24 protein-coding genes and 1 tRNA gene are annotated in these 25,275 nt (G+C 58.9%); 21 read left to right on the top strand and 4 right to left on the bottom strand.

Features of this window, described 5'->3' with window-relative positions:
- Nucleotides 1-582 precede the first annotated feature (582 nt).
- The 5 genes from C4K38_RS01820 to C4K38_RS01800 all read left to right on the top strand — a co-directional run bounded on the left by C4K38_RS01820 (nt 583) and on the right by C4K38_RS01800 (nt 6,366).
- On the top strand, nt 583-2,667 hold the full coding sequence (locus C4K38_RS01820) for a type VI secretion system Vgr family protein (RefSeq protein WP_053277049.1): 2,085 nt from the start codon (nt 583-585) through the stop codon (nt 2,665-2,667).
- The gene (locus C4K38_RS01815) at nt 2,664-3,503 is read left to right on the top strand and encodes a DUF4123 domain-containing protein (RefSeq protein ID WP_081001415.1); all 840 of its coding nucleotides are present in this window, start codon (nt 2,664-2,666) and stop codon (nt 3,501-3,503) included. The genes C4K38_RS01820 and C4K38_RS01815 overlap by 4 nt, the downstream gene beginning before the upstream one ends.
- Nucleotides 3,428-4,042 carry a DUF3304 domain-containing protein gene (locus C4K38_RS01810; protein WP_081001414.1) on the top strand — a complete coding sequence of 205 codons (615 nt, stop codon included), beginning with the start codon at nt 3,428-3,430 and terminating at the stop codon, nt 4,040-4,042. The genes C4K38_RS01815 and C4K38_RS01810 overlap by 76 nt, the downstream gene beginning before the upstream one ends.
- A gap of 66 nt (nt 4,043-4,108) precedes the next feature.
- Entirely contained in the window at nt 4,109-4,567 is a 459-nt protein-coding gene (locus C4K38_RS01805) for a DUF3304 domain-containing protein (protein ID WP_081001413.1), read from the top strand.
- A gap of 11 nt (nt 4,568-4,578) precedes the next feature.
- Nucleotides 4,579-6,366 (top strand): phospholipase effector Tle1 domain-containing protein, encoded by a 1,788-nt coding sequence (locus tag C4K38_RS01800; protein WP_081001412.1) that lies wholly within the window; start codon nt 4,579-4,581, stop codon nt 6,364-6,366.
- 189 nt (nt 6,367-6,555) lie between these two features.
- On the opposite strand, the gene C4K38_RS01795 is transcribed toward C4K38_RS01800, so the two are convergent.
- A complete protein-coding gene (locus tag C4K38_RS01795; protein ID WP_053277046.1) occupies nt 6,556-7,014 on the bottom strand; it encodes a hypothetical protein in 459 nt (152 codons plus the stop codon).
- A 363-nt stretch (nt 7,015-7,377) separates the two neighbouring features.
- Between C4K38_RS01795 and C4K38_RS01790 the strand changes: the two genes are divergently transcribed.
- Both C4K38_RS01790 and C4K38_RS01785 read left to right on the top strand, forming a co-directional pair.
- A complete protein-coding gene (locus C4K38_RS01790; protein ID WP_053277045.1) occupies nt 7,378-8,346 on the top strand; it encodes an alpha/beta hydrolase family protein in 969 nt (322 codons plus the stop codon).
- Between the two features lie 104 nt (nt 8,347-8,450).
- Nucleotides 8,451-8,849, top strand: a complete 399-nt coding sequence (locus tag C4K38_RS01785) for a hypothetical protein (RefSeq protein WP_009046516.1) — start codon at nt 8,451-8,453, stop codon at nt 8,847-8,849.
- A 295-nt stretch (nt 8,850-9,144) separates the two neighbouring features.
- Here the strand turns inward: C4K38_RS01785 and gabP are convergent, their stop codons facing one another.
- A complete protein-coding gene (gene gabP, locus C4K38_RS01780; RefSeq protein WP_053277044.1) occupies nt 9,145-10,542 on the bottom strand; it encodes a GABA permease in 1,398 nt (465 codons plus the stop codon).
- A 565-nt stretch (nt 10,543-11,107) separates the two neighbouring features.
- On the opposite strand from gabP, the gene C4K38_RS01775 reads away from it, so the two are divergent.
- The 13 genes from C4K38_RS01775 to wrbA all read left to right on the top strand — a co-directional run bounded on the left by C4K38_RS01775 (nt 11,108) and on the right by wrbA (nt 23,116).
- Nucleotides 11,108-11,881: an ABC transporter ATP-binding protein gene (locus C4K38_RS01775; RefSeq protein ID WP_053277043.1), complete on the top strand. Its 774-nt coding sequence runs from the start codon at nt 11,108-11,110 to the stop codon at nt 11,879-11,881.
- 13 nt (nt 11,882-11,894) lie between these two features.
- The gene (locus C4K38_RS01770; RefSeq protein WP_053277042.1) at nt 11,895-12,650 is read left to right on the top strand and encodes an ABC transporter substrate-binding protein; all 756 of its coding nucleotides are present in this window, start codon (nt 11,895-11,897) and stop codon (nt 12,648-12,650) included.
- A 77-nt stretch (nt 12,651-12,727) separates the two neighbouring features.
- Entirely contained in the window at nt 12,728-13,423 is a 696-nt protein-coding gene (locus tag C4K38_RS01765) for an ABC transporter permease (RefSeq protein ID WP_025808295.1), read from the top strand.
- The gene (locus C4K38_RS01760; protein ID WP_007922607.1) at nt 13,420-14,109 is read left to right on the top strand and encodes an ABC transporter permease; all 690 of its coding nucleotides are present in this window, start codon (nt 13,420-13,422) and stop codon (nt 14,107-14,109) included. Before C4K38_RS01765 ends, C4K38_RS01760 begins: the two co-directional genes overlap by 4 nt.
- A 125-nt stretch (nt 14,110-14,234) precedes the next feature.
- On the top strand, nt 14,235-15,446 hold the full coding sequence (locus C4K38_RS01755; RefSeq protein WP_053277041.1) for a methyltransferase: 1,212 nt from the start codon (nt 14,235-14,237) through the stop codon (nt 15,444-15,446).
- Between the two features lie 354 nt (nt 15,447-15,800).
- Complete coding sequence (locus tag C4K38_RS01750) at nt 15,801-16,622, top strand: FkbM family methyltransferase (protein WP_053277040.1); 822 nt, start codon at nt 15,801-15,803, stop codon at nt 16,620-16,622.
- A gap of 79 nt (nt 16,623-16,701) precedes the next feature.
- Nucleotides 16,702-16,777, top strand: a tRNA-Thr gene (locus C4K38_RS01745).
- Between the two features lie 292 nt (nt 16,778-17,069).
- Nucleotides 17,070-18,053, top strand: a complete 984-nt coding sequence (locus tag C4K38_RS01740) for an AraC family transcriptional regulator (RefSeq protein WP_053277039.1) — start codon at nt 17,070-17,072, stop codon at nt 18,051-18,053.
- Between the two features lie 338 nt (nt 18,054-18,391).
- Nucleotides 18,392-19,426, top strand: a complete 1,035-nt coding sequence (locus C4K38_RS01735) for a DUF1254 domain-containing protein (protein ID WP_053277038.1) — start codon at nt 18,392-18,394, stop codon at nt 19,424-19,426.
- Nucleotides 19,427-19,572: 146 nt separating this feature from the next.
- Nucleotides 19,573-20,424 carry a MipA/OmpV family protein gene (locus tag C4K38_RS01730; RefSeq protein ID WP_053277037.1) on the top strand — a complete coding sequence of 284 codons (852 nt, stop codon included), beginning with the start codon at nt 19,573-19,575 and terminating at the stop codon, nt 20,422-20,424.
- A gap of 53 nt (nt 20,425-20,477) precedes the next feature.
- Nucleotides 20,478-21,305, top strand: coding sequence for an acid phosphatase (locus C4K38_RS01725; protein WP_053277036.1), 828 nt, complete (start codon nt 20,478-20,480; stop codon nt 21,303-21,305).
- Between the two features lie 13 nt (nt 21,306-21,318).
- Entirely contained in the window at nt 21,319-22,113 is a 795-nt protein-coding gene (locus C4K38_RS01720; protein ID WP_053277035.1) for a hypothetical protein, read from the top strand.
- Between the two features lie 403 nt (nt 22,114-22,516).
- Entirely contained in the window at nt 22,517-23,116 is a 600-nt protein-coding gene (gene wrbA / locus C4K38_RS01715) for an NAD(P)H:quinone oxidoreductase (RefSeq protein WP_025808374.1), read from the top strand.
- 359 nt (nt 23,117-23,475) lie between these two features.
- Here the strand turns inward: wrbA and C4K38_RS01710 are convergent, their stop codons facing one another.
- A complete protein-coding gene (locus tag C4K38_RS01710; RefSeq protein WP_081364170.1) occupies nt 23,476-23,904 on the bottom strand; it encodes a hypothetical protein in 429 nt (142 codons plus the stop codon).
- A gap of 437 nt (nt 23,905-24,341) precedes the next feature.
- Between C4K38_RS01710 and C4K38_RS01705 the strand changes: the two genes are divergently transcribed.
- Nucleotides 24,342-24,896: a hypothetical protein gene (locus C4K38_RS01705; RefSeq protein WP_053277034.1), complete on the top strand. Its 555-nt coding sequence runs from the start codon at nt 24,342-24,344 to the stop codon at nt 24,894-24,896.
- A gap of 50 nt (nt 24,897-24,946) precedes the next feature.
- Here the strand turns inward: C4K38_RS01705 and C4K38_RS01700 are convergent, their stop codons facing one another.
- Nucleotides 24,947-25,264 (bottom strand): cytochrome C oxidase subunit IV family protein, encoded by a 318-nt coding sequence (locus tag C4K38_RS01700; protein ID WP_053277033.1) that lies wholly within the window; start codon nt 25,262-25,264, stop codon nt 24,947-24,949.
- Between the last annotated feature and the right edge of the window lie 11 nt (nt 25,265-25,275).

The following is a 25,275-nucleotide window of genomic DNA, read 5'->3' as shown; positions in this document are numbered from 1 at the left end:
CGAACGCGCTAGTCAGCGCAGACCAATAAATCCACCAGTGAGACGCTGGAGTCGATAAGCAGGACGGGATGATCAGCGGGAGTGCTGTGAAGCGAGACGTATCCGTTCATTGATGTAGCTCCGTGCGTAAAATTGAGCTACCACCAGCCCCTCCTAAAAGGTGGGTGGCAGCTGTACGCAGGGTAGGAACCGGCTACACGATCCGGTCACGCCAAAGCGTGCCTACGTACAGCCGCCATAACAGACAGGCGGCGAAAAGCGGCCGATTCTACTCGGAAGCTGTACGTATCGTAAGGCGGGTTCCTACACCCGGCCGCTGATTTGGCAGCGACCGACACAGGGTAAGCAGGCCTCCCCATTCAGCACAATCCTCAGTCAGTGACCGGACGTAACAGCGATCAGGGCGCTGACAGTACTTATCCACAAGGCGTTATCGACCCCAGTAAGACGGACCGGAAAAGACCTGTAGGAACCATCTGATTTATTCGCCCATAGCGAATTCAAGCCCTCTGCTGACTTGAGCCTGCTAGTTGATTGCGACACCATCCGCCCCCTGCTTATTCAATGGATGGATTTCACGGCATGCTGGATGCTAACGCTACCCATATTTCCCTGACGATCGAAGGCGCCTCGGTCGACCTTCAAGTACTCAGTTTCGTCGGCCGCGAAGCCCTCAACCAACCCTTCTGCTTTGATATCGAACTGGTCAGCGCGCGTCCCGACCTCAAGCTCGAAGAGCTGCTGCACCGACCGGCCTGCCTGACCTTTGGCGGTTTAGGCAAGAGCTCGGGCAAAGGCCTGATCCATGGCCTGGTGTACCGCATCGCCCAGGGCGACTCCGGGCGCAAGCTGACCCGCTACAGCATCAGCCTGACCCCGCAGCTCAACTACCTGCGCCACAGCTTCAACCAGAAGATCTACCAGCACCTGAGCGTGCCGAAGATCATCGCCCAGGTCCTCGAGGCCCGCGGCATCCTGGCCGACGCCTACAGTTTCCAGCTCGGCGCCACCTACCCGGAGCGGGTCTACTGCACCCAGTACGACGAATCCGACCTGCACTTCATCCAGCGCCTGTGCGAAGAAGAAGGCATCCACTTCCACTTCCAGCACTCGGCCAGCGGCCACAAACTGGTATTCGGCGACGACCAGACGGTGTTCCGCAAACTGGCGGCGGTGAACTACCAGCAGGACTCCGGCATGGCCGCCGAACAGCCGGTGATCAAGCGCTTCAACCTGCGCCTGGAAACCCGCACCAGCCGCGTCAGCCGCCGCGACTACGACTTCGAGAAACCGCGCCTGCTGCCCGAGGGCGCGGCCAAGTCCGGGGTCATGCCGGACCTGGAAGACTACGACTACCCCGGCCTGTTCACCCAGCAGGCCCGCGGCAAGCAACTGGCAACCCGCGCCCTGGAACGCCACCGCAGCGACTACCGGCTGGCCGAAGGCAAAGGCGACGAGCCGAGCCTGGTCAGCGGCCACTTCCTGACCCTGGCCGCCCACCCGCGCAGCGAATGGAACGACCTGTGGCTGCTGCTGGAAGTGATCCACGAGGGCAAGCAGCCGCAAGTGCTGGGCGAGAACATCACCAGCGACGTCACCAGCAACAAGGACGATTTCCATCAGGGCTACCGCAACCGCTTCCTCGCCACGCCTTGGGACGCACACTATCGCCCGCCGCTGGAACACCCGAAACCCAAGTCCCTGGGCAGCCAGACCGCCGTGGTCACCGGGCCCAAGGGTGAAGAAATCCATTGCGACCAGTACGGCCGGATCAAGGTGCAGTTCCACTGGGACCGCGACGGCCAGGCCGATGACAACACCTCCTGCTGGGTTCGCGTCGCCAGCGGCTGGGCCGGCAAGGCCTACGGCGGCATCGCCATCCCGCGGATCGGCATGGAAGTGCTGGTGACCTTCCTCGAAGGCGACCCCGACCAGCCCCTGGTCACCGGCTGCCTGTACCACAAGGAAAACGTGGTCCCCTACGACCTGCCGGCGAACAAGACCCGCAGCACCTTCAAGACCCTCAGCTCGCCGGGCGGCAAGGGCTATAACGAACTGCGTATCGAAGACAAGAAAGGCGCCGAGCAGATCTACCTGCACGCCCAGCGCGACTGGGACGAAAACGTCGAACACGACCAGCGGATCCGCGTCGGCAATGAACGCCACGACACAGTCGAAGCCAACACCCTGACCGAGCTCAAGGCCGAAGAACACCGCATCACCCACCTCGACCGCAAGAGCGAAATCCGCGCCAACGACCACCTCACCGTGGCCGTCACCCAGCACGCCAACATCGGCACCGCGCAATTCGTCGAAGCCGGTCAGGAGATTCACTACAAGGCCGGGAGCAAAGCCGTGCTGGAAGCCGGCGCCGAACTGACGGCCAAGGCCGGTGGCAGCTTCGTCAAGCTCGATGCCGGTGGCGTGATCATCAGCGGGGCCGATGTGAAGATCAATTCCGGGGGCGCGCCGGGGGTGGGAACCGGCATTGCCGCACTGCTTCCGGGGTTGCTGAAGCTTGCCGACGCCGACAAGGCCGGCGGCCTGCTGCTGGGTCGCTTGAACGCGCCAATACCGCGCCTGGCGCCGCCCAAGGGTATTTGCGTGGAGTGCTGGAAAAAAGCATTACGCCAAAAGCTTGCATTACAAACAGGGGAGCCTGCATGACCTCTCTAACTGCCTCTCAAGCCTGGACCAGCGCGCAATCAAACGCACAACCGCGCTATGCCATTGTCGAAGCAGGTTTACTTCCTGATGAGGCTCGCACGCGTTTCCTGAAATCGGACTTTTCGCGGCGCTCCATCATGCGTCAGAACGAGTTCGCTGAATTACGCGAATACGGTCCCTGGCTGGTCGACGTCAGCCACCTTACGTTCGATGAGTTTTCTACCCACGAATTGTTTTCGGTTCGCCAGGCGCTCATGGGCTGGATCAGCTCCGATTGTCCAGGCGACCAGTTGAACGAGCATTTGAGTGATGCGCTGCTGGCAAAGAATGAAGTCGAAGAAGTCTTTTTGATTCGCAGCTATGCCCCCGAAGTATTGCCCCTGCTTCACAATCGCCCAGACCTGCCTTGGCATCCCTGGCTATTTGGCCCGTTGAAAGAGTGGTGGTTGCCAACCGATGACAACGACTGGCAATGCTTCGAGGGCGGCTGCAACAAACAGCTGTCGGAGTATCACCCCATCACGCTCGACGCCAAGCTTTGGCAGGCTTTGGAGCTGGACCCACTGGCCTACAACCTGGTGACCGAACTAGAACGTTCGGCGCCGGAAGTATTCACCAGTTCTTGTCATGGCGACCGTCTGACACAAGTAGAAAAAGCCATCGACACTGGCCGCAAGGAAGGTCTTGAAACGCCGGAAGACGTCAGCCTCTTCGCCACCTTGAACCTCTTTGATCGGGAGTTTCCGGGTAACTGGTCCAAATGGTCACAAGCAAAAACTTTGGTCCAAGAGAAGAAACTACCGCTTGGACACGCCATGAGACGGCTATCCGAGTGAAGACAACTCAGGGTTTACTGCCCCAACTACGTTGGCGCCGACGAACGCTGCCACTTGTGATAATGGCGTGGCTCGTACCAGCCATAGGGTTCTATGGGCACGCTAAATTAAACATGCCTGCAGCGATGCTGACCTCAGAAAATTATACGGACAGACCAATATATAGTTTCTGGATCAATGGTCTCTGGGGCGGTAACCTCTCAGCAATGGGTGGGGGTGGAATCATGTGCTGTAGCAATTTTGAGGGTTCTACCGAAAAGATTACATGGGTCTTGGATATGACCAGAAAACAACAACTACAAGGTGCAGTTGAAGAGCGTCATGAGTTGGAACTTGCGATACCCAAGCGTGCTAAGGGAGAACGCTACTTGCATGTTCGCTTTGATCCAGGAAACAAGGTTCGTCTAGGATGGAGCCCCGACCTATTTAGCCCTTTCGAATCCCGCCAACCGGCGACAGCCAAAACATCCTCACAAGCGACATCTACATCTAGCCACCGCATAACAAACAAGGAACAACACAGTGAACATAAGGAGTAAAAAAGAGCAGCGCAACGCTGAGTTCCACAATCAGTCGCCACATGTATTCCCGGGGACGAACATCAAATGAAAAACCATTTTAACAATCATGACCAGCGCTACCAAAGACGCAAAAAACTGGCCATTATTTTTTTAATGTTAGCGTTGCCTTTTCTAGGCTTTTATTTATATACGCTCCAGCGTATGCCCGCAGCTATGCTGACTTCCGAAAACTATATGGATCGCCCCCTCTTTAGCTATTGGGTCAACGACCACTGGGGGGGGAATGGTGGTATCACCTGTTGTTGGCGCTTTGAAGGTGATACTGCCAAGGTAGTGTGGGTGCTTGATATGACAAGAGAACAGCAACAGCAAGGAGCAAAAGATGAGCGCCATGAAGTTGTAATACCCATGCCAAAACAAAATAAAAACGACCGTTACCTGCATGTCCGCTTTGACCAAGGAAACAAAGTGCGTCTCGGCTGGAGCCCTGACCTATTTAGTCCATTTTCACCCCGCCCCGAGACACTAGAGCGTAGCGAATAAAGAGTTCAAGAATGAGCGCGCCAAGGAATTTTGAACAGGCACAGGCTATTAGTGTTCGTAGCGGCAGTAAAACCACGGAACAAAAAACTGCAATATTGCCCTGTGAAGCAGCGTTTAAAATAGGATTCTTCTTTGATGGATTTGGACGAAACCTAGAGGAAGATCTGGCAAGTGAGCAACTAAGCAATATAGCCAGGTTATTTCTAGCACACCCTTACGACAGAACAACCCCACCAGCCGATCCGTTAAATCAATTTGAGAAGTTTTATATTTCTGGAATAGGCGCACCTTTTTATGCTTCTTCAGGAGGAGGTGCAGGACCGATGGGAGCAGGGCTTATGGGAGCCCTGAATAAGGCCAAGGACAACGTGACCGACGTCCCCAAAGGCAGTGCCACAGATGCCGCAGTAGATGCCGGCAAGGACATTCTGACAGGTAAAAATTGGTGGAAAAACCTGCTTAACAATCTCAAGCCGGGAAATATCATATCAACCGTAATCAAAGCCGCAGCCCCTGCCGCCATCGAAATCTTCCCTGCCATCCGCGATAACGAAACAGTCGCTGACTTATTCAAGACTGGGGTAGCGACACGTCTTGAGGCTGCATCTAAAGCCTTTGAAGATGCAATCACCAAGGCGGAGGCACAAAGCAAGGCCCCTATCAAACGCGTTGCTGTTTCTGTATTCGGTTTTGATTTTGGAGCCACACTGGCCAGAGCTTTTGCCCACAAACTCTTTGAAGACTGCGATCCGGGGACAACTCGCTTCAAGGGTAAGAATCTTGAGATCGTCTTCGCAGGCTTGTTCGACGCTGTAGACCGAAGCAGTGAAAGCTCGATCATTGGGGATTTCATTTCCCCGTTGACCAGTAAGGTGGACGACGGTGAATGCCTTCCAGGCCCAGTCAAAGCAGCCCTGCATTTGGTCGCAGCTCACGAATGTCGTAGTACCCGCCGCTCTCGTCTCATCGGCACAGGCTCTCTCACTCCGCGATGGGAAGAGCGACTGGTGCCAGGCACGAGTTACGACGTCGGAGGAGGCCTAAAAAAAGCAGATGTTCCTTACAGCCTGGAGTTGCACAAAGCGACCCTGCAAGACATGTATCGAGCCGCGTATCGAGCAGGAGTGCCCTTCCCTGAGTTTGAGAAGTTGCCGGACATGGGGGTGAAAATCTCACAACTCTTTGAACTCAGTGATCATGTCAATGGCATCAGCGCAATCGAATCCTCCAAACGTTATATGGCCAAGGTAGGACACAATCAGGTTTCCGCCGAGTCCTTCCTGGCACACCGCTGCATGTATATCCGTCGTCTTCGCAGCTTGTGGCAACTCTATAGTGGACAATATCGCGCCTACAGTGACGAGGAAGATCGCTTGGAACGGCCGATCTTTGGCGAGAATGGTTCATTGAAAAAAATGCTGGGGCTGGGTAGCGAAAGTGAAGCTCAGGCGAAAAAACGTGACCATGCACTGAAACAGGTTCGCAGCCACAAGACTGCGCTTCGTAATGAGTTGGGATGGCTGGAGGCGGTCGATGCGGAAGCCAGAAGAATAAAAAACGGACTGTCCACGGAAGCTGAAAAAGCTCTGCTGAGCGAATGGTTCAATCCAAACCCACCAGCCTTGAATCCCGACGTCGAAGACTTGCTGGAGCTTTACCTCAACGATAGTTACATGATTGGCCAGATGCCCAAGGAGCCGATGTACCTCAAATACTTCCTTGTACGCGGCCTCGACAGGCCTGACCTGACGAAAACCAAAGGAATGGCACCTGATTATTTACAACAATACATGAGCTGATCGGCAACCTGCCTCAATAGCTAGAAGCAACATTAGTGTGGTAACGCGGGCTTCCCATTCCGTAAGTAACAACTAATTGTTCGATTCCGTCTCTGGGCACCACTAATACCGAAACCCCTGAATCGCAAGATTCAGGGGTTTTTTATTGCCTGCGATTAACTGGCACTTGTCTGCGCCCTTCCTCCTCGCTCAATAACCTTCATTCCAATGCAGGTTGAGGTCGCGAATGCCCGCTACCTTCATATCCACCGTGTTGCGCTCGGTACGCCCGCCACGGGTGGCGACAACCTGGTACTTGCCGGCCGGCAGTTGCACAAAGACAATCGGGCCCACCTGATTCAGGGTCAGGACCGATTGCCCTTGAGGGTTCTGGATCGCCACGTCGACATCCGAGGTGTACAGGTTTCCCGGGCCGACGGAAAAGGTCATGTGCAGGTTGTACCCCTTGGTCTGCATAAGGGCCCGCGATTCGTCCAGGCCAATACCGCCTGCGACGTAGGCGATGCCGTTTTGCTGTTGCGGCTGCAGTTGCACGCCCGCCGGATCGATGGGCTCGCTGCTGGGGGTGGCGGACTGCACGCTGAACGGCGCGAGCGACAGGAATGCCGCGAGAACGCCTGTTACGACACACGAAAAAAAGGACTTCATGATGAGCACTCCCGGGTTCGTCTCGAACCACTGAATGGGACGCCACCTTCAAGTCTCCAGCCCCAGCGCGGCAGCGTCCGGGCCTCCCCTTTCCTCTCGAATGACCAAGCCACGCCTCAGGCAAGCGATGCTCGAATGAACAGCCCGTGAGCGTCATGCATCCGTGATCGCTCCCAGGCCCTGATATTCAGTGTACGCCCCGATGCCAGGCCGTTTAGATCGATTCGGTGTGATGCTTTTAACCAAAAGTACCTAGCCACAGCGCCTATCCCGACGGTTGCCACGGCGCGGACAAGGCGGTTATTAATGCTTGCACCCAAAAAGAGCCGACACGCCTTTTCGCCCGCAAAGGAATACGCGCCGATGACCGTGCAATCCCCGCCCTCGCCCCTGCACCCGGCCAGCACCGCAACCAGCAGCCCCGGCACGGCTTTCCGCGAGCCCGCCGCCGACGGCTTCATGCTGGGCGGCTTCACCTGGCGTCATGCCGAACCGGACCCCGCGCGCCCAGTGGTGATCATCAATGCCGCCACTTCGGTGCGCTGCCGGCACTATTTGCGGTTCGCCGACTACCTGTTCGGCCATGGCTTCGACGTCATCACCTACGACTACCGTGGCATCGGCGAGTCGCGACCGGCCTCGATGCGCAAGCTGAAAGCGTCCTGGTCGGACTGGGGCACACTGGACTTCGAAGCCATGCTGCAACGCGCGCAGCGGGAATTCCCCGGCCAACCCATCGATGTGGTCGGGCACAGCTTCGGCGGCTGCGCAGCGGGGCTGGGCGCATCCGGGCAGTTGATCCGTCGCGTGGTGACCGTGGGCGCGCAGTTCGCCTACTGGCGCGACTACGCCCCGGCGAGCCGCTGGCGCATGCTGGGCAAATGGCATGTGGTGATGCCGCTGCTGACGGCGATTTACGGCTACTTCCCCGGCAAGCGCCTGGGCTGGCTGGAGGACACCCCCGCCGGCGTGGTGCGCGACTGGGCCACGCCCACCGCGCACTATCAACGGCGGCCCAGCGGGCGCCACCTGGCGCGCCGGGATCCGGCGCTGCCCTTCGCCCGGGTCAAGGCGCAGCTGCTGGCCATCAGCATCAGCGACGACCCTTACGGCACCGTGCCGGCCATCGAGCGCCTGCTGGGCTACTTCACCTCCAGCCAGCGCAGCCATTGGCGCATCGAGCCCGGGGACATCGGCGAGCAGCAAGTCGGGCACTTCGCGTTTTTCCGCAGCCATTACCAGGACCGCCTGTGGCCGATCGCCCTGGCCTGGCTGCAACACGCGACGCTGCCCACGGATGCGCCGGGGCGCCTGATCAGCGGTAGCCATTGAGCGTGCCAGACAGCGCATTTACTGGCATCCTCTGCCGCCTTAAAGCCAGGCCGGACGCGGTATCGATGCCTGGCCCTCCTATTTGCGCAAAAGGTACGACGCCCATGGCATCTGCGAACAAGCAACACAAAAGAGCCCAGCGGGCGAAAACCAAGGCCAAGCAGAACCGCACCCAGCGCAACGCCGCGCCGGTGGAACTGGACCCGAACGACGACCGCATCGACTTCGAATCGGTGGACCTGACCGAACTGTTCAAGAAAATGATCGACGCCGAGAAGACCAGCCAGCAGGCAATGTGCGCTGCATTCCTGGAAGACCCGCTGCTGGAGATCGTCTACGAGCAGGAAGGCGAGGAAGGCGCCATGGACTTCATCCTCGCCGCCCTGATCGAGTACCGCCAGTGGTCCACCGAAACCGACGAGGCCGGCGCCCTGGCCTGGATCGAAAGCCCCGAGTTCCAGGCCGCTTACCTGGCCGCTTCGGAAGCGCTGATGCAGAAATAAGGCTCAACACTATCTGTAGCCGCTGGCGCAGCCTGCGATCGGCTTGGGCACCGGCTGCAACCCCGGCAAACCGGTACTGCAGACGGCCGCTTCGCAGCCTTCGGCAGCAGCTACAGCACGTCATGCATGGCTCTCACTGCTGTGTTGAATATTCAATCGTCATCGCGGGCAAGCCTCGCTCCTACAGATGAAGGTGGTCCGTAGGAGCGAGGCTTGCCCGCGAAAGCGTCGGTACAGACCACAAAAAAGACCGCTGTCATCGCTGACAGCGGCCTTTTTGCTTAGCGGGAAAGATTCAGGCGCGGCTCAATACACCGGCCGCCTGCTTCTCCAGCTTGCGCCGACGGGCCACCAGCAGGCCCGCCGCGATCACAGTGATGCTCAGCAGGCCGGTGGCGATGATCTCCATGCGGTGCCCTTCCTGGAACAGCATGATGGTCAGCACCCCGACGATGAACACAATCACCGCGTAGGTCAGGCCCGGGAACAGCCACATGCGGAAGGCGATCTTCTCGCCGGCTGCGGTGCGCTTCTGGCGCATGCGCAACTGCGACACCGCGATCACCAGGTACACCAGCAAGGCGATGGCGCCGGAGCTGGCCAGCAGGAACTCGAACACCGCGGCTGGCGCCACGTAGTTGGCGAATACCGCGAGGAAGGCGGCTGCGGTGGACAGGATCACCGCCCAGTAAGGCGTGCCGCTGCTGTTGGTGCGCTTGGCCGCGGCCGGGGCGTCGCCACGCTTGCCCAGGGAGAACAGCATGCGCGAGGCAGTGTAGAGCGCCGAGTTCAGGCAGCTGGTCACCGCCACCAGCACCACCAGGTCGACGATCAGCTTGGCGTTGGGGATGCCCATGCGGTCGAGCACGGTCTGGTAGGAACCAACCTGGGCCAGGCTCGGGTCATTCCATGGCACCAGCGACACGACAATAAAAATCGACACCAGGTAGAACAGGCCGATCCGCCAGATCACCGAGTTGGTGGCCTTGCTGATCTGCTGGCCCGGGTTCTTCGATTCGGCGGCGGCGATGGTGACGATCTCGGTGCCCATGAACGAGAACATGGTGGTCAGCATGGCGGCGAGTACCGCGCCCATGCCGTTGGGCAAAAAGCCCTGGGTATCGAACAGGTGCGACACACCGCTGACATTGCTGGTCGGCAGCAGGCCGAAGATCGCCAGCAGGCCGAGCACCACGAAGCCGATGATCGCTACGACCTTGATCAGGGCGAACCAGAACTCGAACTCACCGTAGTTCTTCACGCTGAACAGGTTGGTCGCGGTCAGCAGCAAGGTGATCACCAGGGTGAACGCCCAGATCGCGATGTCGGGGAACCAGGCATGCAGGATGGTCGCGGCGGCGTTGGCCTCCAGCGGAATCACCAGCACCCAGAACCACCAGTACAGCCAGCCGATGGTGAAACCGGCCCAGTGGCCGATGGCGCGGTCGGCATAGGTCGAGAAAGAACCCGTGTCCGGCGAGGCGACGGCCATTTCGGCCAGCATGCGCATCACCAGCACCACCAGGGTGCCCGCGGCCGCATAAGCCAGCAGCACCGCAGGGCCGGCTTCGGCGATGGCGTGGCCGGAACCGACGAACAGCCCGGCGCCGATTACCCCGGCGATCGACAGCATGGTGACATGCCGCGGTTTGAGCCCCTGTTCGAGGTCATTGGAGGTCTGCGTACTGCTCATTGAAACTACCTTTGCGAAGAAAGCGAAAGCGTCCACCCGGTCTGGCTTTTCCTTTCACACGGGCAGTCGTAAAAAGAATCCAACAGGGCGTTCTTTATTTCTTACGCAAGATTTGCGCCAAAATGTTACAGGCTCCCAGCCGGCGCGGCCTGCGAAGGCGACCGACGGATGATCGCAAGTCCTTGAGATTAATGGCCTTGCGCCAGAACGTTACCGCACCACCCATTTGTAGAACGAACCAGCGCACCAGAAACACACACAAAAAGTGTGCGACGCACAAATAGAGGGCGGATACGCAACCTTTGGCCGTTTTACCCTTCCAACACCCGGCCAAAGCTGGCACCATCGCGCCTTTTTTTACGCGACACCCGCTGGGAACAGGGTTCAAACGGGCGTTCGGTTGTTGATGGGGCGACAGTCTGCTGTGTCGATGCGACAACCTGTCACACGCCGTCTGCTTACACCCTGAAGCGCTGTTGGCTGTCATTCGAACGCTATGCTAGGTTGGCGCCTCGCCAGGAAAGCCGCTACCAGCAGGAGCGTAATGAACTCATGAGGACCGCACATGGCTGAGGCCACGCCCGCGCTTGAAATCCGCAACTTGCACAAACGCTACGGCTCGCTGGAGGTACTCAAGGGTGTCTCGCTGACCGCACGCGACGGCGATGTGATCTCGATCCTGGGTTCCTCCGGTTCCGGCAAGTCCACCTTCCTGCGTTGCATCAACCTCCTGGAAAATCCGCACCAGGGCCAGATCCTGGTGGCCGGCGAAGAACTCAAGCTCAAGTCCGCCAAGAACGGTGAACTGGTCGCCGCCGACGGCAAGCAGATCAACCGCCTGCGCAGCGAAATCGGCTTCGTGTTCCAGAACTTCAACCTCTGGCCGCACATGAGCGTGCTCGACAACATCATCGAGGCCCCGCGCCGGGTGCTCGGCCAGAGCAAGGCCGAAGCCATCGAAGTGGCCGAAGCGCTGCTGGCCAAGGTCGGCATCGCCGACAAGCGCCACGCCTACCCGGCCCAGCTCTCCGGCGGCCAGCAGCAACGCGCCGCCATCGCCCGCACCCTGGCGATGCAGCCCAAAGTCATCCTGTTCGACGAGCCGACCTCGGCACTGGACCCGGAAATGGTCCAGGAAGTGCTCAACGTGATCCGCGCCCTGGCCGAAGAAGGCCGGACCATGCTGCTGGTCACCCACGAAATGAGCTTTGCCCGTCAGGTCTCCAGCGAAGTGGTGTTCCTGCACCAGGGCCTGGTGGAAGAGCAAGGATCGCCACAGCAGGTGTTCGAGAACCCGCTTTCGGCACGCTGCAAACAATTCATGTCCAGCAACCGCTAACGGAGCAACACGCATGCAGAGCTATAAGAAATTCCTCCTGGCCGCTGCCGCCACTCTGGTGTTCTCGGCCAATGCGATGGCCGCCGACAAACTGAAGATGGGCATCGAAGCGGCCTACCCGCCGTTCAACAACAAGGATGCCAGCGGCCAGGTCGTCGGCTTCGACAAAGACATCGGCGACGCCCTGTGCGCCAAGATGAAAGTCGAGTGCGACGTGGTCACTTCCGACTGGGACGGCATCATCCCGGCCCTGAACGCCAAGAAGTTCGACTTCCTGATCTCCTCGATGTCGATCACCGACGAGCGCAAGCAGGCGGTGGACTTCACCGACCCGTACTACTCCAACAAGCTGCAGTTCATCGCCCCTAAAGACAAGGCCGATTTCAAGACCGACAAGGCTTCCCTGAAGGGCAAGATCATCGGTGCGCAGCGCGCCACCCTGGCCGGTACCTGGCTGGAAGACAACCTGGGCGACGACATCACCATCAAGCTCTACGACACCCAGGAAAACGCCTTCCTCGACCTGACTTCCGGCCGCCTGGACGCGATCTTGGCCGACAAGTACGTCAACTACGAGTGGCTGAAAAGCGAAGCGGGCAAGCCTTACGAGTTCAAGGGCGACCCGGTTGAAGAAAGCGACAAGATCGGCATCGCTGTGCGCAAGAACGATCCGATCCGCGAGAAGCTCAACGCCGCCCTGAAAGAAATCGTGGCTGACGGCACCTACAAGAAGATCAACGACAAGTACTTCCCGTTCAGCATCTACTGATACTGACTGGCCTGCCCGGCGCCCTCCCCGAGGGCGCCGGTCCTTAGCAAAGCCTGCCGCGACTTGAATAACCATCCATGAATATCGATCTCTACGGATTCGGCCCGGCGCTCGCCGCTGGCGCGCTGATGACCGTCAAGCTGGCTCTTTCCGCGCTGAGCCTGGGGCTGGTGCTCGGCCTGCTCGGCGCCTTGGCCAAGACTTCCCCGTACAAGCCGCTGCAATGGCTTGGCGGCACCTATTCGACCCTGGTGCGCGGCGTTCCCGAGCTGCTCTGGGTGCTGCTGATCTACTTCGGCACCGTCAACCTGATGCGCGCCCTGGGTGAGTTCTTCGGCAACCCGGAGCTGGAACTCAACGCCTTCGCCGCCGGGGTCATCGCCCTCGGCCTGTGCTTCGGCGCCTACGCCACCGAAGTGTTCCGTGGCGCGATCCTCGCCATCCCCAAGGGCCATCGTGAGGCCGGCGTGGCCCTGGGCCTGTCGAAATGGCGGATCTTCACCAAGCTGATCATGCCGCAGATGTGGCGCATCGCCCTGCCGGGCCTGGGCAACCTGTTCATGATCCTGATGAAGGACACCGCGCTGGTATCGGTGATCGGCCTGGAAGAAATCATGCGGCACTCGCAGATCGCCGTGACCGTGTCCAAGCAACCCTTCACCTTCTATATGGTGGCGGCCTTCATGTACCTGGGCCTGACCGTGCTGGCCATGACCGGCATGCACTTCCTGGAAAAACGCGCCGCACGCGGCTTCGCGAGGAGCGCCCAATGAACTGGGAAGTGATCATCAAGTGGCTGCCCAAGCTGGCCCAGGGCGCCACGCTGACCCTGGAGCTGGTGGCCATCGCGGTCATCGCCGGCCTGCTGCTGGCCATTCCGCTGGGCATCGCCCGCTCGTCGCGCCTGTGGTACGTGCGCGCCCTGCCCTATGCCTACATTTTCTTCTTCCGCGGCACGCCGCTGCTGGTGCAGCTGTTCCTGGTCTACTACGGCCTGGCGCAGTTCGACGCGGTGCGCAACAGCGCGATGTGGCCGTACCTGCGCGATCCGTTCTGGTGCGCCACCGCCACCATGACCCTGCACACCGCGGCCTATATCGCCGAGATCCTGCGCGGGGCGATCCAGGCCATCCCGCCGGGCGAGATCGAAGCGGCGCGGGCGCTGGGCATGTCCAAGCCCAAGGCGCTGTTCTACATCATCCTGCCCCGGGCGGCGCGCATCGGCCTGCCGGCCTACAGCAACGAAGTGATCCTGATGCTCAAGGCCAGCGCCCTGGCCAGTACCGTGACCCTGCTGGAACTGACCGGCATGGCCCGCACCATCATCGCCCGCACCTACCTGCCGGTGGAGATCTTCTTCGCCGCCGGGGTGTTCTACCTGCTGATGTCCTATGTGCTGGTGCAAGGCTTCAAGCTGCTGGAGCGCTGGCTGCGCGTCGAGCAGTGCCAAGGCCGCTGAACGCACCGCTTCTGTAGGAGCGAGGCTTGCCCGCGATAAACGATAACGCGGTGTACCAGACAACCCGCGACGCTCTCATCGCGGGCAAGCCTCGCTCCTACCGACCACACTCTGAGCCGCCCGCCATGCCCTCCATCCTCCAAGGCCCCGAACTCCTCACCCGCTTCCAGGCCCTGGACCGCTTCCTGCTCGACCATCAACAGCTCTGGCGCCCACGCCCCTTCACCGAGCTGCAGCTGCCCTGGGAAGCCCAGCACCGCGAACTCGCCCAATGGCTGCGCCAGCGCAGCCTGGACGACGCCGAGACCAGCCATAACCACCCCGAGCTGCTCGATGCTCCCGCGCCCTTCCCCGATCTGGCGCGGACCGCCGCTGCGCTAGGCGCCGTGGCCGAGCTGCCGACGCACGAGGTGCCAGCCGCCCGCCAGCGCCTCAACGTCGATGTGCCCGGGCGTAAATGGCAGCAAATCGAAGCCTTCTCCGCCTGCCTGGAGTTCACCCAGAAACCCGGCCACTGGCTGGACTGGTGTTCGGGCAAGGGCCACCTCGGCCGCCGCCTGCTGCAACCCGGGCAACAGCTGACCTGCCTGGAATACGACCCGGCCCTGGTCGCCAGCGGCCGGCAACTGAGCGAACGCCATCGGCTACCGGTCAGCCACCTGCAGCAGGACGTACTCGCCGCCGACGCCGCTGACCGCCTGAACGCCGAACACACCCCGGTGGCCCTGCACGCCTGTGGCGACCTGCATGTACGCCTGATGCAACTGGCCAGCGCGCGCGGCTGTCGCCAACTGGCCATAGCGCCCTGCTGCTACAACCGCATCAGCCATGTCCAGTACCACCCGCTGTCTGGTCCTGCCAAGGGCTCGGCGCTGCAACTGTCCCTCGACGACCTCGGCCTGCCCCTGAGCGAGACCGTCACCGCCGGCGCCCGGGTGCGCCGCCAACGCGACAGCTCCATGGCCCGGCGCCTGGCCTTCGACCTGCTGCAACGCCAACTGCGCGGCGTCGATGACTACCTGCCCACCCCATCGCTGCCCGCCAGCTGGCTGGACAAATCCTTCGCCGACTACTGCCGCGACCTGGCCGCCCTCAAGCACTTATCCACAGTCGGTGCGCAGGACTGGCCAGCGCTGGAAGCCGCCGGCTGGCAGCGCCTGGCCCAGGTGCGCAACCTGGAGCTGCTGCGAGGCCTGTTCCGCCGCCCCTTGGAGCTGTGGCTGGTGCTCGATCGCGGGCTGTTTTTGCAGGAGCAGGGTTACCGCGTGCAACTGGGCCTGTTCTGCCCGGCACCGCTCACTCCACGCAACCTGATGCTGCTGGCGGAACGTGGATAACTTGGATCCACCACCCCACCCAGCCTGTGGATAACTCTGTTGATGAATTCCTGCCAAAGCCACTGAAAGTGCCTGTTACAGGCCTAATCCATAGCTGGTCATTTTTTGTTCATAAAAATAAATCAACGAAAAAACAGCCAGTTGCGGCGAATTGAGAACGGATCCACAAAATCGGCCGTAATCGCCGTGCAACCGCTATCGATTGTGCATAAGCGTTAATACCAAAGGACATAACCGCCGAAAACCGGCACCTGGCAGGCAGCAAATTGCGCCGGTTGGCGGCGCTTGTTATACAGACGCAGGCGCTCGCGGGCGCGTCCGAGCCAGAACCTTTGTGACTGACGGGAAAAGACAGTGACGTTCATTTCTTATGCACAGAATTTCGAAGACATCCGCCTGTGGCGCGCGCTCAAACATGTCGAAAAAGGCTTCTACATCGACGTCGGCGCCAACCACCCCACCGCCGACTCCGTGACCCGCGCCTTCTACGACCGTGGCTGGAGCGGGATCAACGTCGAACCGGTGCCGAGCTATTACGACGCCCTGTGCCAGGAGCGCCCCCGGGACAGCAACCTGCAATGCGCGGCCGGCGACAACGCCGACGCCCTGACCTTCTACGGCATCGCCGACACCGGCCTGTCCACCCTCGACCCCGCCATCGCCCAGCAGCACAAGGACGCCGGCATGCCGGTGCAGACCCAGATCGTCAGTTCGCGCACCCTGAGCGATATCTGCGAGGCCCATGTCGACGGCCCCATCCACTTCCTCAAGATCGACGTCGAAGGCCACGAAGAAACCGTGCTGCGCAGCATGGACTTCAACCGCTGGAGGCCGTGGATCCTGCTGATCGAGACTCCGTGGAACCGCGACCAGACCTGGGAAACCCTGGTCACCGGCGCCGGCTACCACCCGGTGGTGTTCGATGGCATCAACACTTTCTACCTGGCCGAAGAACACCTGAACCTCAAGGGCGCCTTCGACATCCCGCCATGCAACCTCGACGAATTCCAGTTCAACCCCGGCCACCGCTTCGTCGCCCCCGCCACCGACCTGGAACAGGCCCTGATCGCCGAACGCCAACGTGCCGACCGCGCCGAAGCCGAACTCCACGCCCTGCGCAACAGCCGCTCGTGGCGCGCCATCGAAAAACTCAAGAAAGTGCTGGTCCGCGGCTAGAGCCCGGCACAAAGCAAAAATAGTCAGATTTCAGGGGTTTACAGAACCTTGCCAATCGCTATAATCGTCGCCCTGACACGCCGGTATAGCTCAGTTGGTAGAGCAACTGACTTGTAATCAGTAGGTCCCGGGTTCGACTCCTGGTGCCGGCACCATACAAGGTTCCAGAGAAGGCTTTCAAAATCTCTGGAACCCCCGAAAAACCCGCCTTCTGGCGGGTTTTTTCGTTTTAGGGCTAAGGCAATTCGATACAAGGGGAGTCCCCTTATGTCGCGCCTCACTGCTCCACTCTCCAATTCGGCTTGCCGCTCAGCCAAGCCCACCAACTGCGCCTACAAGCTTTCGACGGCGACGACCTCTACCTTGGCAAAAGTTTTGCGCTAGTGTTTCCCTGCGGGCTAAGACGGTCTTCACGTGCATTGCCTTTAAAAACAGGTGCAAACGCTTATGACGAATGCTACGCCGTCCATCAAACTCAGCACTCTTCGGCACATTGCCCCCTATCTGAGCATGCGAGGGGTGTCGCCGCTGGAGTTCTTTCGGCGTTATGGCATTTCCCCTCATGTTTTTCAAAACCCTGATGCCTGGGTACCGCGAGCGGCCTGCTTTCATATAGCCAATGAAATGGCAGCTATCGCACAGGACCCCTTCGGCGGCGCATGTGTGGGACACCTGATCGAAGTCCGTTCACTCGGTGCCTGGGGCGAGTTGATATTGGACTCAACCAACCTCGCTCAGGCTTGTTCGGTGGCGTCGGTCTATACGGACTTACTGCATCAAGGAGGAGAAGTAAAAATCGTCACCGAAGGCCGTACGACGAAACTGATCCACCAATTTACCGGGCAGCACGGGGCTGATCCGAAGCAAGTCATTCTCGGCACTCTTGCGCTGCTTAGAAAAGTCCCTCTCATGTCCGGTGAGCCTGGCGCCATACGCGTGCATCTGCAAAACCCAAGGGAAAGAGGAGACGAGGCGCTTGAAGAATACCTGGGGCCGAATCTCGAAATGAACGCGCAGTACAACATGATCGAATTCGACCGTGAGCTGCTAGGCACGCCCCTGCAACCTGTTCGGGATGACGCCTGGAAAGTCACCGAAGCCTTGAGGTCGACAGCGGAAGCGGCAGGCGTGCTTATCGAGCAGATATCGGACCAGGATCAATCCAAACTTACTGCTATTTCCAGAAACATCGGACTGTCTTCTCGAACGCTACAGCGTCGTCTCAAATATTGCGGCATCGACTTCGAAGATTTACGCGACGAGACGCGTCGCAGCGAAGCCCTTCAGCTCATTGCCAGCGGTAAATACACCGCGACCGAAATTGCCTACATGGTGGGTTACAGCGATCAAGCGCACTTTACTCGAGCCTTCAAACGCTGGACTGGGAGTTTACCGTCGCGCTACCGCTCGGCCTTGAAACATGATTATTAAAATTCAAGACAGCGTCTTCGCCTAACCACTTCCCCCCTCCCTCCGGACCATCTGGCCCACTCCGGGCTATGCCTTCCAATAGAGACCCGCGAAGCCTGGAACTACCGGGATATGGCTTGTCGTCCTGATCTCGGCAGCCATTTCTGTGCGAGCTCCGCCAACGGCGCTACGCAATGGCTTCGCCTTTTGGCACCAAATGGCAAGTTTCCATCAAGACGTTCTTATAGAGTCTGAAAAGGTAATGCCAACACCAGCGAGCGGTGCAGCAAGCAATCCAGGCACAAGAAAAGCCTGAAGCTGGTGAATGGAATCACTTCTTATAAGATCAAGAGGTTTAAATGTCCTACTCATCCACGGCCTGTATCGTCGCCCTGACGCTGGCAACTTTTGCGAGCGCAAACGCTCAGCCATCCTCTGATACGGCGACGCGGGTGGGTGTCGATAATTTTGTCCGTGCCGAGTCCGACCTCTACATGGGCAAAAGGGTGAGCAGTGGAGGCTTTGGTCGGTTTGTCCATAGCCGCGAACCGGTTCCCATCGACGCTCAGGATGTCATCCGAATGAATCGGGACACGCTTTACTCGTCAGCGGTGTTCGATCTCGATGCCGGTCCAGTCACGATCACATTGCCTGAGGCCGGCGAGAGGTTCCTGTCGATGCAAGTGGTCAACGAAGATCACTACGTAACCGCCGTCGTTTACGGTGCCGGACGCCATACGCTGACGAAAGAGGATATCGGCACACGCTATATATTTGTCGCTGTCCGCATGTTCTTCGATCCCACAGATCGGGAAGACCTTGAGCAGGTACATGTGCTGCAGGACGCAATCAAGGTCAGCCAGGCCAAGCCAGGGGAATTTGCAGTACCGAAGTGGGATCAGGCGAGCCAGAAAAAGATGCGTGATGCCCTGGCGGTTCTTGGTTCGACGATTCCCAGCTACAACCAGTCCTTTGGCCCTAAAGGCAAGGTCGATCCGATCCACCACCTGATCGGAACGGCGACGGGGTGGGGCGGAAACCCGAGCAAGGACGCAATCTATCTCGGCGGTGTGATACCGCAGAACGATGGGAAAACCGTTTACCGTCTCAAAGTTGGACATGTCCCGGTCAACAGTTTCTGGTCTGTAAGTGTTTACAACGCCGACGGGTACTTTCAGAAAAACCCATATGACGCCTATTCGTTGAATAACCTCACGGCCAAAAAAAGTGATGATGGTTCGATTGTCATTCAATTCGGTGGTTGCGACGGAAAGATCGCCAATTGCCTGCCTATTACGCCCGACTGGAACTATACGGTCAGGCTTTATCAGCCAAGTAACGAAATACTGAATGGCCAATGGAGTTTTCCACAGCCGCAGCCCGTCGCTCTATAAGTTCAATCACTCGAATAGTCGCTGGTTCGTCAGATTAATAGGCTGGCACCTCAGTAGAGTTAAACGCAAAGGTCAGCAAGTTTGATATGGCTTATTAAGCCAGGGATGGCTCTGAACTACAGAGTTCACACCAAAGGAAATAAACAATGACAACCGAAGATAATCCACATTCTTTCAGACATCCGGTGATGTTCATCATAGGTGCAGCCCTCGCATTAACGCTGGCGTTGCCTGCACACGCAGCCATTGACGATTCAAACGGCACGCCATCCGTGATGGTAGGTGGCGGAGTTGCCGTTGGCCCTTTGTATGAAGGCTCTTCACATTACGCCGCGTTCCCTTCGCTGAAACTGAAAGCGATCTTGCCTACCGAAGACTGGGGCACCTTTACCGCGGCCTTCCCGGATGGGCTGCGTTGGGACTTGCCGGGGCTGGCGCCTTTCGGGGTGGCCCTGCTGATCGGTTATGACCAGGGGCGCAAGGAAAGAATTCATACCCTGGACGGTCGTGATGACTACTTGAAGGGAATGGGCAACCTGGACAGCACTGCCCTGGTCGGGGCGGAAGTGTACTGGATCCTGCCGGCCGGCCGCCTGTTCGTTCGCGGCCTGCAATCGAGCCAGAACCGTAACTACGGTGGCGAAAGCCTGGGGCGTACGGCGTACCTGGAAGCCGGGGTCGCCACTGCATACCCACTGTCTTCGACATTGACCCTGGACTCGACGCTGTACGGCACCTGGAGCAATGAGAACGACATGATGGCCCGCTTCGGCGTCACGGCCCAGCAAGCCGCGCGCACCCGGTTCGAGGAATACCACCCCGGTGGCGGGATGCGGGACGTGACCTTGAAGCTGGGCCTCACCTGGCAATGGCAGCCACAGCTGGCACTGGAAGGCGGCATCAAGACCTACGCCCTGGTCTCCGACGCCCGCAACAGCCCGCTGACAGGTGAGAAGGTCGGTGCAGGTGCCTATCTGAACGCCTTGTACCGGTTTTGATAAACCGCTGGTACCGGCGCCGTCCGATACATGGATAGACAAGGAAGCAATCGATGAAAACAGCATATGAACAGTTGGGGCTGACGCTATCCCTGGCCGGCGTGCTTTGGTCGGGGTTGGTGCTTGCCGACGATGCCGCCACGAAAGTCACGGACCCTCACTTCAAGCTGGCGCCAGGCTATCTTGACCCGGCCGACTTGCCAGTGCGCCTGGCGCTGCTCGGTGCCCCGCCAAAACCAGACTCCGCGGCGCTGGCGCGGGATGAAGAAGCACGGCGTGCGGCGCTGGCGCTGCGTGGCTCGAGCCGGGAGAAACTCGCGGCAGTGGATGCGGAGCTGTCATTCCCGGGCCCGGCGAAAACATTCTCCTGCGCGCTGGGCACGCAGATCACCGAGAAAAATACACCGCATCTTTATACCTTGATGCAGCGCACCCTGACGGATGCGGGCGGTTCCACCTACGCCGGGAAAAATGCCTACAACCGTACCCGCCCATTCGTGGCGCATAACGAAGGAACGTGCCGCAAGGACATGGAGCCACTGCTGCGCACGGATGGTTCCTGGCCGTCCGGCCACTCCGCCGCGGGCTGGGCCTGGGGCCTGGTCCTGGCTGAGATCAACCCTGCACGCGCCACCGAATTGATGACCCGTGGCCTGTCATACGGCCAGAGCCGGGTCATCTGCGATGCACACTGGCAGAGCGACGTGGATGCTGGCCGCATCATGGGGGCCGCCACTGTGGCGAGCCTGCATGGCAATCCGGCGTTCCTGGCGGACCTCGCGGCGGCGAAGGAAGAGGTCAAGGCTGCTCAAAAGGCAGGCCTGAAGCCTGCAGAAGACTGTGCGGCCGAGGGCGTGGCTCTCTCACTGACCCAGCACTGACCGGAGAAGCACCATGATGCACAGTGACAACCCTCGCTCGCCGTTGTGGCGTCAGCACGCCCGCCTGGCTCTGCTGTTCGGCGCCTTTACGACCGCCGGATCCAGCCTGCCGATGGTGGCCATGGCGGCAGACGATGATGGCTGGCAGTTCAACGGCGGCCCTTACCTGTGGGGCGCCGGGATTCGTGGGCACGTGGGCCACCGTAGCACCGGGACCCAGTTTATAAAGTCCGACTTCTCGGACATCGCGCGCACTGTCGATATGTCGGTGATGCTGATGGGCGAGGCGCGGCGTGGGCCATACAGCGTACTCACCGACCTGATGTACATCGACACCGACACCCGCAACCGCCTGCCAGAGGGCGCCCCGGCGTCCAAGCTTGAGGTGGAAAGCAAGACGGCTTCCGGATTCCTGGGGGGAGGCTACACCCTGCTGGGGGATGACAATCATCGGCTGGACGTCGCTGGCGGCGTGCGCGTCTGGTACAGCAGCACCACCATCACCCTGCATGGTGGACCTGCTGGCGGCCTGTCCGGGTCCGACCAGGCTACCTGGGCGGACGCCATGGTGGGGCTGCGTGGGCACTATGCCGTGAATGAGCGATTCTGGCTGTCATCCTGGGGAATGGTGGGCGCCGGGCAGTCCCGGGAAGACTGGGACCTGGCCGCGCTGGCGGGCTGGGAGTTCTTGCCCGGCTTTTCCGCGGTGGCCGGTTACCGGGCCATGGGGGTGAATTATCGCCATGACGGTTTTGTCTACGACATTGTCCAGAAGGGGCCACTGTTGGGTATCAGTGGGCGATTCTGAGGTTTTCATAGAGCCTTGTCCGACATCCCTCCTCGCTTTCAAATCCCCTTCAGCACTACGCCGCGCTCCAAGCCCCCATCAAGGGTGCTATCAATTATTTAATCCAAATATATTTCTTATACTTTTCAATTAATTAAAAACGTATTCCTGCCGCAAAAAGTAAAAGCATTCATGACCTGCCCCTAAAAGAACAGTCATCCTCATCAGTTATCGTTGTTTTACAACGATCAATTTTCTCGAACATCCCGTTCGATATTTTCTCATATTCACAGAAGCCAATTAGATCGATCATGCGCCACGACTCACGCAGATGCAGGGTGAAACGGTGGGATGGATAACTAATCTGATCGCCTATTTAACAGGCAGTCAGTCAGCTCAAAACACACCTCAAGAGGAAGTACGCATGGCTAAGGTATTGGTTCTTTATCATTCGATGTACGGTCATATCGAAACAATGGCCCAGAGCGTGTCGGAAGGTGCCCGGAGCGTTCCCGGGGTCGAGGTCACTATCAAACGCGTACCCGAAACCATGGACCCGGAAGCCTTCAAGGCTGCCCATGGGAAAGTGGATCAGAGCGCTCCGGTGGCCACACCAGGCGAGCTGGGCGACTACGACGCAATCATCCTGGGTACTCCGACCCGCTTCGGCAACATGTCGGGCCAGATGCGCAACTTCCTCGACCAGACCGGCGGGCTGTGGGCCAAGGGCGGGCTGGTTGGCAAGCTCGCCAGTGTATTCACCTCGACGGGTACGGGTGGTGGCCAGGAGATGACCATTACCTCCACGTGGACCACCTTGGCTCACCACGGCATGATCATTGTGCCCATCGGTTATAGCTCGCCAGCCTTGTTCGACACTTCCAGTGTCGGCGGTGGCACGCCTTATGGCGCATCCACCATTGCCGGTGGTGACGGCTCTCGCCAGCCTGATGCCCGTGAATTGGACATCGCTCGTCACCAGGGCCAGTACGTGGCACAACTGGCGGTCAAACTGAGCAAGTAACAAATCGCCAGGTGAGCGCTGAGGCAGACACTGCATAAGCAGTGTCTGGATTCGACTCCCGGTGCGGCACCTACAAAACAAAGCCCTCGCAACGATGCGAGGGCTTTGTTGTTTCTACCAGACGTACATTGTTCTAGCGGCTCTTGAGTTATCCACACCTGCCGCTCATACAAAACATAATCGTGGCTCCGTCGCACATCGGTCCGACTATCCGGGAGCGGGCAACTGATCTTGCAATACGAGTAAGCCGGCATCCATTTTGATCCACGTGCCCAAATGAGGCATCGCGCTCTACCGCCAAAGCTCAATTCAAAAGAGTTACAGGGGCCGCCAGTTTTAGCTACTCCCAAACTTGCTGATCATTGCTTTGGTGGCGGGCAGTCAGCCTGTAGGAAAACCATCGAATAAGTGAAATGCCTATCGAAAGACAGGGGCGGAGTACCGGGGGCGGTCCACTCCGCATAGTTGCCTGTCATGGCGGTAGGGCTGTCCAGCTTACCCATCGCCATGCTCGCAATAGTACCGATCTGGGAGATGGGAATACTTCCATACCAATGGACATCTTTTTCGTTCTTGAACCAGTTGCCGTTCCAATTGGGTTCGCTTGTGGAATACCAGGTGTTATCGGCTTTTAAGCAAACCGTCTGAACAGTCGCCGCAGCTCCGCCTGGAATGGTGAACGTCGACATCCGCCATAAGCCAACAGGCGAACTATCAGCATGAGCTGCGCCAACAGCCCCAGCAGCAAGGCCAAGCGAAAGCACAAGACGGATAAAGCTTCCCTTCATAAATTCTCTCCATGGAAAAATGTTGCATTGAGTTGAACTGGATAGAATTCCAGTCAAAATAACTGTACATACATACAGTATTTCGACGCAACCCCATGCCGATGAAATTTCTCCGGAAGGCCAATCATTTGCCCCCTGCAAGGCATGCACAAAAGCTCGGCAGGCTTTAAGCGCAAGGGCTGCCAGATCTCCTGCGGGCAACAAACCGCTAATACCCACTTCACCAGGCCAATTCGAACAGAAGGATTCCCCCCTCGGATTGCCCTATGTGCCCGCAGCCCCCGGCTGGCAAGGCGTTGCCAAGGTGGGTGCTATACTTTTTTAGCTAGCAACAAGCGTGCGGTGTTATCCAGAGCGACAGGAAAACGGTCTGGAATTTCATATAACAACTGCAGAAAAAATGGGGGCCTCTGCGACGATGAAGTAGGAGGTGACTCATGAACCGACACTTTTACATCAGCGATAATCTCGACGATCTGGAAACCGTTGAAAGCGAACTGGAAGCCAGCGGTATCAGTACCGAGCAGATTCACGTGCTCAGCGACCGGGATGCGGATGTGGAACAGCATCACCTGCATGATGTGAACTCACTCATGAAGCAGGATGTCGTCCACTCTGGCGAGATTGGCGCGGTCATTGGCATACCGCTCGCGGCATTGGTACTGATCGGTGCCTATCTGGCAGGTTGGACCGAGTCCGCGGCAGGCTGGGTGCCGTTCATCTTTCTGGCGATCGTGATCCTGGGATTCTGTATCTGGGAAGGCGGCTTCTTCGGTATCCAGGTACCCAATGCCCACTTCAGCAATTTGAAAAAGACGCTAAGGGACGGCGAGCACATCTTCTTCGTGGATGTAGAACCCGCTCAGGAAACAGTCCTGGATCGGGTCATCAGCCATCACCCACAGCTACAGGTCGCCGGAACCGGCGCAGCAGCCCCTCACTGGGTAGTGGCCTGGCTGCAGAAATGGCATCAGTTCAAGCGAACGATATAGAACGCCATTGAAGAAGGACGCAGCGCTTGAGCGCCGGAGGCGGAAGCCGGTCATGGCCCGAGGAAGATCCCCCGGGTGGAAAACACGTAGTCCGCCTCGGCTGCCATCAGGCCAACCAGCACCAGCAGGCACAATGGCGGGACGAGTATGGCGTAGACCATCGCCAGGCGTTCCCACGCCATGTGCATGAAGATGGAAACGATCAGGCCAGCCTTCAACAACATGAGGACCAGGATCAGCGACCACCTGAAGTAGCCCTGGAAGTGAAAGTAGTCGACCAGGTAGGACAGGGTACTGAGTACGAACAACAGCCCCCAGATCTTCAGGTACAAGCTCACTGGATGCTGTTGACCTTGTGCATGTGCCATCGCCGGTACTC

It is taken from the genome of Pseudomonas chlororaphis subsp. piscium (assembly GCF_003850345.1).
Taxonomy (GTDB): domain Bacteria; phylum Pseudomonadota; class Gammaproteobacteria; order Pseudomonadales; family Pseudomonadaceae; genus Aquipseudomonas; species Aquipseudomonas piscium.
This window is presented reverse-complemented; position numbering and strand designations above follow the sequence as displayed.

Coding starts and splice junctions, on each gene's coding strand:
- C4K38_RS01820 (WP_053277049.1), top strand. CDS start 583: ATGCTGGATGCTAACGCTACCCATATTTCCCTGACGATCGAAGGCGCC.
- C4K38_RS01815 (WP_081001415.1), top strand. CDS start 2,664: ATGACCTCTCTAACTGCCTCTCAAGCCTGGACCAGCGCGCAATCAAAC.
- C4K38_RS01810 (WP_081001414.1), top strand. CDS start 3,428: ATGGTCACAAGCAAAAACTTTGGTCCAAGAGAAGAAACTACCGCTTGG.
- C4K38_RS01805 (WP_081001413.1), top strand. CDS start 4,109: ATGAAAAACCATTTTAACAATCATGACCAGCGCTACCAAAGACGCAAA.
- C4K38_RS01800 (WP_081001412.1), top strand. CDS start 4,579: ATGAGCGCGCCAAGGAATTTTGAACAGGCACAGGCTATTAGTGTTCGT.
- C4K38_RS01795 (WP_053277046.1), bottom strand. CDS start 7,014: ATGAAGTCCTTTTTTTCGTGTGTCGTAACAGGCGTTCTCGCGGCATTC.
- C4K38_RS01790 (WP_053277045.1), top strand. CDS start 7,378: ATGACCGTGCAATCCCCGCCCTCGCCCCTGCACCCGGCCAGCACCGCA.
- C4K38_RS01785 (WP_009046516.1), top strand. CDS start 8,451: ATGGCATCTGCGAACAAGCAACACAAAAGAGCCCAGCGGGCGAAAACC.
- gabP (WP_053277044.1), bottom strand. CDS start 10,542: ATGAGCAGTACGCAGACCTCCAATGACCTCGAACAGGGGCTCAAACCG.
- C4K38_RS01775 (WP_053277043.1), top strand. CDS start 11,108: ATGGCTGAGGCCACGCCCGCGCTTGAAATCCGCAACTTGCACAAACGC.
- C4K38_RS01770 (WP_053277042.1), top strand. CDS start 11,895: ATGCAGAGCTATAAGAAATTCCTCCTGGCCGCTGCCGCCACTCTGGTG.
- C4K38_RS01765 (WP_025808295.1), top strand. CDS start 12,728: ATGAATATCGATCTCTACGGATTCGGCCCGGCGCTCGCCGCTGGCGCG.
- C4K38_RS01760 (WP_007922607.1), top strand. CDS start 13,420: ATGAACTGGGAAGTGATCATCAAGTGGCTGCCCAAGCTGGCCCAGGGC.
- C4K38_RS01755 (WP_053277041.1), top strand. CDS start 14,235: ATGCCCTCCATCCTCCAAGGCCCCGAACTCCTCACCCGCTTCCAGGCC.
- C4K38_RS01740 (WP_053277039.1), top strand. CDS start 17,070: ATGACGAATGCTACGCCGTCCATCAAACTCAGCACTCTTCGGCACATT.
- C4K38_RS01735 (WP_053277038.1), top strand. CDS start 18,392: ATGTCCTACTCATCCACGGCCTGTATCGTCGCCCTGACGCTGGCAACT.
- C4K38_RS01730 (WP_053277037.1), top strand. CDS start 19,573: ATGACAACCGAAGATAATCCACATTCTTTCAGACATCCGGTGATGTTC.
- C4K38_RS01725 (WP_053277036.1), top strand. CDS start 20,478: ATGAAAACAGCATATGAACAGTTGGGGCTGACGCTATCCCTGGCCGGC.
- C4K38_RS01720 (WP_053277035.1), top strand. CDS start 21,319: ATGATGCACAGTGACAACCCTCGCTCGCCGTTGTGGCGTCAGCACGCC.
- wrbA (WP_025808374.1), top strand. CDS start 22,517: ATGGCTAAGGTATTGGTTCTTTATCATTCGATGTACGGTCATATCGAA.
- C4K38_RS01710 (WP_081364170.1), bottom strand. CDS start 23,904: ATGAAGGGAAGCTTTATCCGTCTTGTGCTTTCGCTTGGCCTTGCTGCT.
- C4K38_RS01705 (WP_053277034.1), top strand. CDS start 24,342: ATGAACCGACACTTTTACATCAGCGATAATCTCGACGATCTGGAAACC.
- C4K38_RS01700 (WP_053277033.1), bottom strand. CDS start 25,264: ATGGCACATGCACAAGGTCAACAGCATCCAGTGAGCTTGTACCTGAAG.